Below are 10,671 nucleotides of genomic sequence, written 5' to 3' on the forward strand. Positions count from 1 at the left end.
AAATGAAACCAAAAGTAGCTGCTTTAGTGTTTGATCAGATGATATTAGAAGGTAAAATTGAAGAAGTTTTTGATATAATCATTAGATTAAAAGAGTCAAATGTTTCTGTAATTATGAGGTCTTTGAGCGTAGAGAGTGCTTCAATTTTGACTTTTATGTTAGAAAATTTTAAAACAAATGAAATAAAAGGGGAGTAGTATGGCAGAAGAAAATGATGAAATTAAAAAATCTTCAGATGGTAAAGGTTTAATAATAATTCTTATTGCTTTTGTAATTTTATTAATTGTAGCAGTAGCTGTAGCAACATTTTTTTTATTTAGTAATATTGGAACAAATTCAACTATAAGTAGTCCTGAAAATCAAGAAAAAGTTGAGAATGTAAAATCTTCTGTTGGTTCTGATGCAAAATTCAAAGCAGATGTAACTGAATTAGTATTAAATTTAACAGATACTAGAGGAAGAGAGAAAATTTTAAAACTATCTTTTTCAATAAGAAGTTCAGAGCCAACTATTCAACAAATAGTTGAGAATCATCTTCCTGAAATTACTGATATTTTAATAACTCAAGTAAGCTCAAGAAGTAGTGATGAGTTACTCACTGTTGCTGGAAAAAATATATTAAAAGATGAGTTAGTTAGTGAATTAAATGGTGTTATGAATTATGCAAGAACTAGTAATGGTAATATTGTAAACAATATATTTTTTACAGAGTTTATAATAAGATAAAATATGATTTTAGCAATTAAAAAAAAGAGAAAAATAGAGTTACTTATTAAAAAAGTAGTATTAATTTCTCTTTTATTTATTTTGTTTGCTGTTGGTTTTGGTTTTTATAATAAATTACTTTTAAAAAATGAAGAGTTAAAAGCTCAAGAAGAGCAAGAGATTTTGCTTCAATTACAGAAAGAGAGATTAGAAAAGCAAAAAGCAGAAATTGAATTTATTATACTAGAAGAGAGTTCTAGAGTAGTTGATTTAATAGGGCAAAAATATATTGATGATATTAAAGTATATAAAAATAAATTAGTTTACATTTTAAAACCAAATACAAATATAGATGCAATAACAATAAGATATGGAAGTTTTGCTTTAGTAAAAAGAAGTTTTAAAGAGATTGTTGTTGTTATTGATTTAGAAAATATATTGAAAGGAAAAATTAAATGATTAAATATTTTTTATATGCATTTATTCCTTTTATATTTTTATCATGTAGCGCTGTTTCAAAACCAGAAATAGAGTTCACAAAACCTGAACTTCAAGTAGCAAGAGAGAATCCAAAACCTAAAAGAAATAAGGGATCTTTATATTCAGTTCAAGGAAGTTCACTATTTGCTGATAAAAAAGATTTACAAATTGGAGATATTATTCAAGTAAAGATAAGCGAAGGTCTTCAACAAAAAAGTGATAATAAAAGAGAGTTAACAAGCAATAGACAAAATGATTTTGGTGGAGGAATGTTTACAGCAATGGGTGGAAATACTCTTGGTGGAACAGTGGGAAGTGCAACTGATAAATTTAATGCAAATTTAGGTGTAAATTTTGGTACTCAAAGTAATGATAGTGATAAGGGAAAAGTTAAAACTGAAGTAAAAGAGAATTTTGATACAGATATTTCAGCAATCATAGAAGAGGTTTATCAAAATGGAAATTATTTTATAAGAGGAACAAAAGAGATTTTGCTTGATGGTCAAAAACAAGAGATAATAATAACAGGAGTTATAAGACCTTATGATATAACTCCTGAAAACTCTATAAGCTCTGGACAAGTTGCAAATCTAAAGCTTTTATACAAAAAAGATGGTGTAGAAGCAGATGTTTTAACGACTCCTTGGGGAACAAGAATTATAAGAGCAATTTGGCCATTTTAATCTAATTTTAAGAAATGTAATGCGATAATAAGCTAATTTAAAGGAGTAAAAATGTTTTCAACATTATATGTTTCTCAATCTGGACTTAATGCTTCAAAATATGGTATTGAGAATGTTGGTAATAATCAAGCTAATGCAAATACTCCTGGTTATAAAAAAAGAGTTGCTGATTTAAGTGAAGTTAGAATTAATGGAGTTCATTTAACAGGGCAAGGTGTTAGTTTTGATGGAATAAGTAGAACAACATCTCAATATATGTATGATAAATTTTTAAATGAAAATACAAAAGTAAGTTATTATGATAAATTATCTAATATGCTTGGTGGAGTAGAAAAAATCTTTACTGAAACAGATACTAGTGGATTTTCAATAAGTTTGAATAAATATTTTCAATCTGTTGAAAATTTAAGAACAAATCCTAATTCTGAAGTTTATAAAAACCATATGCAGACTCAAGGAGTTGCAATTGTTGAAGATTTAAAAAATTTATATTCAAGTGTTGAAAAACAAGCTGTAATTGAGAAGCAAGAGTTAAAAACAGATGTTAAAGAGGTAAATTCTATTTTAAAAGAGATAGCTGATATAAATAGTAAAATATCAAAATACTCAGGCTCTGTGAATGATTTGTTAGACAAAAGAGATCACCTTGAATCAAAATTAGTACAATTTGTTGATGCAGATATAAGTAGAGATTCTGGATTTTATGAGATAAAAATAGGTGGAGTTGTAGCACTTAGTAATGATGTATTTGAAAAAGAGATTAATGTAAGCGATATTCACGAAAAACAAATAGATAGATTTAATTATATAAAACAAAATAGTGATGGTTCAACTACTGTTTATGACTCTTTAAAATATAATTCTGATTTTACTCCTAAAGCACCTTATGGTGTAGATGATGTTGTAACTTATAAGTTAAATAATGAATTTTCAGTTAGTGTTAGAATTGGTGAAACTATTTTAGGAAATTGGGATGGTGATCCAAACGGTGTTCCAACTGCAATGGTTGTTACAAATGATAATATAACTAGAGCATTTATGGTGAAGATAAATCAAGATGAAAATATGAGTAAACTAGTAACAGCATATAATGGTGAATATGTAAAAGATGAAAATGGAAAAAGTGTTCCAATGTATCCAAACAGTGATAATTATCTAATGATTGAATCAAATATTGATGGACTTGCAGGAGAGTTTGAAGGAAGATTTAGTGTAGAGAGAAAAGCAGGTGCTAATATAACTGCTAGAGAGGTAATTTATAATAACGATAAAACTAGTCAAAATGCTGTTAGTGATACAATTTTAACTATTTATGAAGATAAACTAGAGTTAAAAAGTGGAAGTATGAAAGCTCAAATTGAAAATTTAGCAAGTTCAAATCCAAATAATAAATTCCAAAGTTATTTAGATAAACTTGACTCAATAGCGCAAACTTTATCTGATACTTATTCAGCATATATAAGAGTTGGAAGTGAAGATTATATTTATGGTAAAGATGCTTCTGATGCTTATAATAATCCACCATTTCCACAAAATGGTGGAGATATTATAAACTTAAATCTATTTAGTGGAAGCAGTGTAAAAGATTTAAAATTTAACACTAACCAAGTTAATTATCTAAATCAACAAAATGTTGACTATCTTGCTACTTTACAATGGAAAAGTGATATATCTTTTAATGGTGGAGCTCAAGATCCAAATAATGATAACTCTACATCATTTGTTGAGTTTTATAGAACGTTAAAAGTTGGATTATCAACAAGCAAAGAAGAAGCTGCTTACTCTTTTGAAGTTCAAGATTCAATAGCTCAAAATTTAGGAGAAGCTTATAACAAAGTTGTAAAGGTTGATAGTGATGAGCAGATGCTTGATTTAATGAGATTTCAAGCCTCTTTTAGTGCAAATGCACAAGTAATTACTGCAGTTGATAGTATGATACAAACTCTTCTTGGTATGAAGAGATAACCCAATAAAAGGAGTTTAAAATGGCTGAAGGAATTTTAGGATTAGGACAAGGACAAGCAGGAGCATTAAATAATGATATGCTTGAAAAATTAAAAGCTGTTGATAGAAAAGCAACAGTTGAACCAATTGAAAAAAAATTAGAGAAATTTGATTTAGAGCGAGAAGCTATAACAAATATATCTACAAAAGTTGAAGATCTTTTATCTGCCGTTAAATTGTTCTCTTTAAATCAAACAACTTCTGTTAATGCTTTTAATCAAAAGAGTGCAAGTGTAATGGGAGATGGTGTTATATTTGATGCTCCAGATTTAAATTTATTAAAAAATGGTTCTATGAGAGTTCAAGTTGATGAATTAGCACAAAAAGATGTTTGGCAATCAGATTTGTTTGACGGACCAACAGTAACAAAAGATACTTTAGTTGACCAAGGAAATTTAACTATAAATGGTTCAACTATTGATACAAATGGTAAATCATATAGTGATGTGGTAAAAGAGATTAATAAAATAGACGGAGTTCAAGCCTCTTTGGTTGAAAATTCAGCTGGAGGATTTAGAATATCTATTAAAAGTAGTGAAACAGGTCTTGCAAGCAAGATAGATTTTACAGGTTCAGGTGCAGCTTTAAGCCATTTTGGTTATGATGATGTTAAAAACAATGTTTTAAAAGCTCAAGATATGGAACTTAGAGCAGATGGAGTTGATTATTCATCTAGTTCAAATACAGTTACAATTGATGGATTAAAAATAACAGCTACAAAAGAAACTGGTGATTCAACAATAAATATAGAGAATGATACTTCATCTTTGGCTACACAAATGAAAGATTTTGCAGATAAATATAATGATTTAAGAGCTGCAATTGATAATGAGATTTATAGTAGTGAATCTAGTATTGATAACAAAGGTGCCTTAAGAGATATATTAGCAAATATTAAAAATGAACTATTTGGTTCAGGAGCTGGTTCAAGCTCAATATTTAGTTTTGGATTCTCTCTTGATGAAAAAAATGGAAATCTACTTTTTAATCAAAAAGATTTCGAAAATTCAACAAAAAATGGAACAGCTGATTTAGAAGCACTTTTTGCAGGAACTCCTGATAAAAAAGGTATAGCAACATCTATTGATGAGGTAATTAGTATTAGTGGTGTTAAAAAAAGTTTGATTGATTATGAAATAAATATGATTTCAAGAGAAGAGACTCTTAAAAAAGATAAAGAGGCTGCTGAAAAAACTCTTGATAGCAGATATGCAACAATGGCACAGCAGTTTGCATCTTATGGAGTTATTATAAATCAAATGGAAGCATCGTTTTCAGGTTTAAAAATGATGATACAACAATCAATTGCTTCAAAATAGAGGATAGTTTAACATCCTCTATTTAAGCAAAGATATAATATACTCAAAAAAAATTGTTAGCTGGAGTTAAAATTTATGGGGATTGAATTATATAATCAACAAAATGCTGTAACAGATGATCCATATGCACTTGTATTAAAGCTGTATGAAGGAATAATAAAATATTTATCATTTGCAAAAAGTGCTATAAATGATGGTGATATTGAGAAAAAATTTACATATATAAATAAATCTATTGCAATTTTTGATGAACTTAGAAATGTACTTGATTTTGATGGTGGTGAGGTTGCTTACTACTTAGATGGATTATATTTATACCAAATAGAGACGCTATTTAGTGCTGGAGTTGATGATAATATAAATAAAATCAATCAAGTTATAAAAGTTGTTCAAGGAATGATTGACGCATGGAAAGAAGAGACTGGTCTTTAAAACTTTTGAGTGAATTAAACTACATTAATTCACTTGATTCTTATGAAAAAGCTGATGCTATAGTAGCTTGGTATCAAGATAACTTTACAAATAATAAAATAGAAGATTTAGATTTAAAGCTTGATGATTTAAAAAGATTTGAAGAGCTTTTTTTTGTAAATCTTAACTTTTTAAAAGAGCAAAAAGAGATAGCTAGACAAGATTTGAATAATCTTAAAAAAATGAAAAATTTTTTAAAAAACTAAATCTTTAAAATCTATATTTTTAATAAAAATATACTCTCTAATATTTTTTGGTAACTTTTTAACTCTACATTTTTCTTTAAAATCTTTTGGCATATTTATTTTTATTTTTGGAGCTATAAAAATAGAGGTTTCTGTAATAGCAATATTTATTTTATGGGCTATTGTAAGCTCTTTTTGTTTTATTATCTCCTCTCTTTGTAAAGATGATATTAAAATACCTCTTTTTTTTAAAGATTTATCAATAACTCTTAAATTTAAATTATCATCATTTTGGTTTTTAAAAATTTCTAATTCTTCAATTTTTCTAATTGGATAAAAATCTATATTTAGTGAGTTTAAATCATTATGTAAAAAGTTAAAACTACTTTTTACACCCTCTTTGAACTCTTTTAAAAAAGAGTTTGAAAAACTGTTTCTAAAGTAGTTTCTTTTATATTTTTCATCTATATTTGATTCATCTACAAAATATTTTATATTTTTATTTTCAAGATAAGATATTAACTCATCTTTTGAGAAATTTAATAGAGGTCTATAGATTTTATAAAATTCTTTATCTTCGATTTTATTCATTCCTAAAAGTTCAATTAATCCAGCCCCCTTTGATAGTTGCATCAAAAACCACTCAAATTTATCATTTAATTGATGAGCTGTGATTAGAAAATCATAAGAGTTTTTTTTAATAATCTCTTCAAAAAAATTGTATCTTGCATCTCTTGCTTGTTTTTCAAAATTTGATAAATTTTCTAAAAATATATCTTTTATATATATTTTTTTATTAAACTTTTTTGCTAAGTTTTTTGCGTGTGCAACTTCCTCTTTTGATTGCTCTCTTATATTGTAATCAACAATAGCAATATCAAAAGGTATATTTGAGTTCAAAAGAAGAAAAAAAAGTGCAGTAGAATCAACTCCTGCAGAAAATGCAAGAAGATTTTTACTACTTTTAATTTCTGAAAAATCTAAATTCATACTTTTTTAATTATTTTAGCTAGTAATTTATCACCAGCTATATCAGTTATTAAAACTTCATAAATATCACCAAATACAATTTTCTCTTCATTTTCATTATCATTTATATATATTTCCCCATCAATTTCAGGAGCCCAAATAGTTTTTCTAGCACTTAGTAGATATTCATGTTCATCACTTTCACCACTTATATACACTTCAAAAGTTTTACCAATATCATTTTTTAAAGATTTTAAAGTTGTATTAGAGATAATTTCTCCTAAAATTTCAGCTCTTTCATCTATTAACTCTTGTTCAATTTTATCATCTCTAGTTTCTGCTGATGTACCTTCTTCATCTGAATATGAAAATACATTTGATCTATCAAATCCAAAGTTTTCAACAAACTCACAAAGCTCTTCAAAATCTTCTTCACTCTCTCCAGGATGTCCAGCAATAAATGTAGTTCTTACAAATGAGTTTGGTTTTGATTTCATATACTCCATAAGTTCTCTTAATTTTTCTGCACCTTTTCCTCTTTTCATAATCTTTAACATATTTTGTGATATGTGTTGAAGAGGCATGTCAAAGTAGTTTACAAAAACTTTTGAGCTTGCAATTTTATCAATTAGATTAAAAGTAGTTGTACTTGGATATAGATATAAGATTCTAGCTGTTTTAACACCATCTATTTTTTCAACTGCATCAATTAACTGCTCTAATCCATCATTAAATCCTAAATCTCTTAAATATGATGATGAGTCTTGTGATACAAAAGAGAAATCTTTAAAACCTTTTTTAACAAGATTTGTTACCTCTTTTACAAGTGATTCTAAAGTTCTTGAGTGAAGTTTTCCTTTAAATGATGGAATTGCACAAAAAGAACATGTTTGGTTGCAACCTTCGCTTAGTTTTACAAAAGCGTGAAAAGATGATCCAGTTATTACTCTTTCATCCTCATCGCTTGCTAAAAACACCTCATTTGAAAAGCTACTTCTTTTTTCATTTACCAATTTATCAATTTTGTCATAATCTCCAACACCTGTAAAAATATCAATTTCAGGTAACTCTTTTTGAAGTTCTCCTTGATATCTTTGGCTTAAACATCCAGCCATAACTAAAACAGACTCTTTTTTTCTATCTTCGTGTAGATTTAAAATTGTATTTAAACTCTCTTCTTTTGCACTATCTATAAATCCACATGTATTTACTATAATTAAATCGGCATTTTGTGCATCATCTGTTATTTCATAATCTCTAAGCCGACCTAGCATTACTTCACTATCTACAAGATTTTTTGTACAACCAAGGCTTACCATATGAAGCTTTTTTGTAGGTTTTTTTTCACTAAATTTCATATATATTTATCCAATATTTTATAATTTTTTGGATTTTAACATATAAGAGCATTTATACAAATTAATAAGTTAAAAAGTTGTATCATAAGATTTTTAAGATAAGGAGTAATATAAATAAATCTTCAAAAGATGCTTTTATAAAATTTGATAGAGATTTAAAAGTTTTTGGTAATTTAGGTTGTAATAATTTTTTTGCTAGATATAAATTAGATAAAAATATATTACATATTAGTAAAGTTGGAAGTACTATGATGATGTGTCAAAATATGGAAACTGAACAAAATTTATAAAAGAGTAGAACTACTACTCTTTTAGTTTGTTGTTGAATCTCACATCCAAATATTATCAAGAAGTCTGATACTTCCAAATCTTACAACTACTAAAATAATTGTATTTGATTGTTCAATTATCTCTATTTCATTAAAATTTCTATCAACAACTTTTACATATTCAACATCAAGACCATTTAAAACTTCATAAATTTTATCTTTTATTATTTTAGAATCTCGCTCTCCTTTTGCAATTAAGTTTCCAGCCATATAAATAGATTTTGAAATTTTAAGAGCTTCCTCTTTTTGTTTAGGAGTTAAATATACATTTCTAGAACTAAGAGCTAATCCACTATTTTCTCTTACAATATCGCAAGGAACTATATTTATAGGTAAGAATAGATTTTTTACCATCTGTTGAATTAGTGTTAATTGCTGAGCATCTTTTTTGCCAAAATATGCATTTGTAGGTTGAGTTAAATTGAATAGTTTTAATACTACTTGTAAAACCCCATCAAAATGTCCAGGTCTTGTAAATCCTTCTAAGACATAACTATTTTGTGGAGCTTTAATTAAAACTTCATCATCTTCATACATAGTTTCTATATTTGGCATAAAAAGATAATCAACTTTGCACATTTGGCAAATTTTGATATCAGCTTCCTCTTTCCTTGGATATTTATCTAAATCTTCACCTTTTAAAAATTGTGTAGGATTTACAAAAATGGATACTATAACTATATCGTTATTATCTCTTGCATTTTTTATTAAAGAGATATGTCCATCGTGTAAAGCACCCATTGTTGGAACAAATCCAATTTTTCCATTTAAATTTTTTCTAATATTTTTCAGCTCTTCAACAGTTTTAACTATTTGCAATACTATTTCCTTTTTATGATTTTATTTTTCATTGTAGTTTGGATTTAGTTTTAATAATACTAAATCAGCAATCATATTTCCAATAAGTGTTAGAAATGCTCCAATTATAAGTATTCCCATAATTACTGGATAATCATGGCTTAAAGCACTTTGATAAAATAGCAATCCCATTCCATCTATTGAAAATATTGTCTCTAAAATTACACTTCCACCAATAACTCCTGGAAGAGATAGCCCTAGAAGAGTTATTACAGGTGGATATAAGTTTGGTAAAATATAGTATCTTAAGATTTTTTTATTATCTAATCCTCTAGCTTTAGCAAAAAATATATAATCACTTTTTAAAATTTCAATAGTTAATGCTCTTATATATAAAATCAAACTTCCAATTCCACCAAAAACTATTATAAAAATAGGTAATACTAAATGCCAAGCAAAATCTAAATAGTAGTTAAAACTTCCATCATTTGGTACACTATGAAGCCCAGCTATTGGAAAAAGTTCAAATTGTATAGAAAAAATTAAAACTAAAATAAGTGCTAAATAAAAAGATGGCATTGAAAAACTTAAAAGTGATAGCTGTTTTGTAAACCTATCAAAAATTAACTCTTTTTTCATAGCAGCTTTTATTCCAAGATATAAACTTATTAAAAATACTAAAATCATAGAGATTATGTTTATTGTTAAAGTAATTGGAATTCTGCTTAAAATCTCATCTTTTACAGTAGATCCACTTGAAAAAGATATTCCAAAATCTAGTTGCAAAATTGAGTAAACCCACGAAAAAAATTGAATATATAGTGGTTTATCCAAGCCATAAATTTTTTTCAACTCTTCAATTGCTTCAGGTGTTATATTTGGATTTAGCTCACCACTTGCAAAAAATGAGTTAGGAGCTAAATTTATTGCAATAAATGAGATTAGGCTAATAATAAATAGCATAATAATAATGTATAATAATTTTTTTAAAAATAGATTCATAACATAGATTATACAAAAGATAGGATTAAATGATAGGTATTGATATAGTTAGTATTGATAGAATAAAAAAGATGTACGAAAAGTTTGGTGATAAGTTTTATGATAGATTTTTATGTGAAGATGAAAAAAAACTTGTAAAATCTCCTCAAAATGCAGCTGGTTTTTGGGCTGCAAAAGAGGCTGCTAGTAAAGCTATTGGTACTGGAATTGGAGAGATTTGTTCATTTTATGATATAAAAATTAAAAAAGATGAAAATGGTGCTCCAAAGATAAAGTATAGTAAAGATTTAAGAAAAAAATTTAAGATAAAAAAATCATCTTTGAGTGTCACTCACGATGGTGGTTTTGCAATAGCAGTTGTAGTAAAT

Annotated in this window: 13 protein-coding genes and 1 pseudogene; 10 read left to right on the plus strand and 4 right to left on the minus strand. The window is 26.9% G+C overall.

Annotated features, from left to right (window positions below; all coding sequences use genetic code 11):
• The 8 genes and pseudogenes from WC168_RS07920 to WC168_RS07955 all read left to right on the plus strand — a co-directional run.
• Positions 1–197 (plus strand): annotated as a pseudogene (locus WC168_RS07920) (hypothetical protein); the annotation flags it as partial.
• Position 198: 1 nt separating this feature from the next.
• A complete protein-coding gene (fliL, locus tag WC168_RS07925; RefSeq protein ID WP_372618562.1) occupies positions 199–726 on the plus strand; it encodes a flagellar basal body-associated protein FliL in 528 nt (175 codons plus the stop codon).
• Between the two features lie 3 nt (positions 727–729).
• Positions 730–1,164, plus strand: a complete 435-nt coding sequence (locus tag WC168_RS07930; protein ID WP_066162941.1) for a hypothetical protein — start codon at positions 730–732, stop codon at positions 1,162–1,164.
• Entirely contained in the window at positions 1,161–1,868 is a 708-nt protein-coding gene (locus tag WC168_RS07935) for a flagellar basal body L-ring protein FlgH (protein ID WP_115588017.1), read from the plus strand. The genes WC168_RS07930 and WC168_RS07935 overlap by 4 nt, the downstream gene beginning before the upstream one ends.
• 51 nt (positions 1,869–1,919) lie before the next feature.
• Positions 1,920–3,833, plus strand: a complete 1,914-nt coding sequence (locus WC168_RS07940) for a flagellar basal body rod C-terminal domain-containing protein (protein ID WP_372618564.1) — start codon at positions 1,920–1,922, stop codon at positions 3,831–3,833.
• A 20-nt stretch (positions 3,834–3,853) separates the two neighbouring features.
• Entirely contained in the window at positions 3,854–5,191 is a 1,338-nt protein-coding gene (fliD, locus tag WC168_RS07945) for a flagellar filament capping protein FliD (RefSeq protein WP_372618566.1), read from the plus strand.
• 75 nt (positions 5,192–5,266) lie between these two features.
• Complete coding sequence (fliS, locus tag WC168_RS07950) at positions 5,267–5,623, plus strand: flagellar export chaperone FliS (RefSeq protein WP_066162934.1); 357 nt, start codon at positions 5,267–5,269, stop codon at positions 5,621–5,623.
• Entirely contained in the window at positions 5,599–5,868 is a 270-nt protein-coding gene (locus WC168_RS07955) for a hypothetical protein (protein ID WP_066356265.1), read from the plus strand. The genes fliS and WC168_RS07955 overlap by 25 nt, the downstream gene beginning before the upstream one ends.
• On the opposite strand, the gene tilS is transcribed toward WC168_RS07955, so the two are convergent.
• Entirely contained in the window at positions 5,857–6,837 is a 981-nt protein-coding gene (gene tilS / locus WC168_RS07960; protein ID WP_372618568.1) for a tRNA lysidine(34) synthetase TilS, read from the minus strand. The genes WC168_RS07955 and tilS overlap by 12 nt on opposite strands.
• The gene (gene rimO / locus WC168_RS07965) at positions 6,834–8,174 is read right to left on the minus strand and encodes a 30S ribosomal protein S12 methylthiotransferase RimO (RefSeq protein WP_372618569.1); all 1,341 of its coding nucleotides are present in this window, start codon (positions 8,172–8,174) and stop codon (positions 6,834–6,836) included. Before rimO ends, tilS begins: the two co-directional genes overlap by 4 nt.
• A gap of 77 nt (positions 8,175–8,251) precedes the next feature.
• On the opposite strand from rimO, the gene WC168_RS07970 reads away from it, so the two are divergent.
• On the plus strand, positions 8,252–8,464 hold the full coding sequence (locus WC168_RS07970; protein WP_066409558.1) for an META domain-containing protein: 213 nt from the start codon (positions 8,252–8,254) through the stop codon (positions 8,462–8,464).
• 39 nt (positions 8,465–8,503) lie between these two features.
• Here WC168_RS07970 and panC read toward each other — a convergent pair whose 3' ends face one another.
• Both panC and WC168_RS07980 read right to left on the minus strand, forming a co-directional pair.
• Complete coding sequence (gene panC / locus WC168_RS07975; protein WP_372618570.1) at positions 8,504–9,322, minus strand: pantoate--beta-alanine ligase; 819 nt, start codon at positions 9,320–9,322, stop codon at positions 8,504–8,506.
• 21 nt (positions 9,323–9,343) lie between these two features.
• Complete coding sequence (locus WC168_RS07980; RefSeq protein WP_279133249.1) at positions 9,344–10,303, minus strand: ABC transporter permease; 960 nt, start codon at positions 10,301–10,303, stop codon at positions 9,344–9,346.
• 29 nt (positions 10,304–10,332) lie between these two features.
• On the opposite strand from WC168_RS07980, the gene acpS reads away from it, so the two are divergent.
• Positions 10,333–10,671 (plus strand): holo-ACP synthase (acpS, locus tag WC168_RS07985; RefSeq protein ID WP_372618571.1); only part of this gene is annotated, 339 nt, incomplete at its 3' end.

The organism is Aliarcobacter sp. (assembly GCF_041672065.1).
GTDB classification, from domain to species: Bacteria; Campylobacterota; Campylobacteria; order Campylobacterales; family Arcobacteraceae; genus Aliarcobacter; species Aliarcobacter skirrowii.

Bases quoted from the DNA above. Each gene is read 5' to 3' on its own strand.
- fliL (WP_372618562.1), top strand. From the start codon at position 199: ATGGCAGAAGAAAATGATGAAATTAAAAAATCTTCAGATGGTAAAGGT.
- WC168_RS07940 (WP_372618564.1), top strand. From the start codon at position 1,920: ATGTTTTCAACATTATATGTTTCTCAATCTGGACTTAATGCTTCAAAA.
- WC168_RS07930 (WP_066162941.1), top strand. From the start codon at position 730: ATGATTTTAGCAATTAAAAAAAAGAGAAAAATAGAGTTACTTATTAAA.
- tilS (WP_372618568.1), bottom strand. From the start codon at position 6,837: ATGAATTTAGATTTTTCAGAAATTAAAAGTAGTAAAAATCTTCTTGCA.
- WC168_RS07955 (WP_066356265.1), top strand. From the start codon at position 5,599: ATGGAAAGAAGAGACTGGTCTTTAAAACTTTTGAGTGAATTAAACTAC.
- fliS (WP_066162934.1), top strand. From the start codon at position 5,267: ATGGGGATTGAATTATATAATCAACAAAATGCTGTAACAGATGATCCA.
- WC168_RS07980 (WP_279133249.1), bottom strand. From the start codon at position 10,303: ATGAATCTATTTTTAAAAAAATTATTATACATTATTATTATGCTATTT.
- rimO (WP_372618569.1), bottom strand. From the start codon at position 8,174: ATGAAATTTAGTGAAAAAAAACCTACAAAAAAGCTTCATATGGTAAGC.
- WC168_RS07935 (WP_115588017.1), top strand. From the start codon at position 1,161: ATGATTAAATATTTTTTATATGCATTTATTCCTTTTATATTTTTATCA.
- fliD (WP_372618566.1), top strand. From the start codon at position 3,854: ATGGCTGAAGGAATTTTAGGATTAGGACAAGGACAAGCAGGAGCATTA.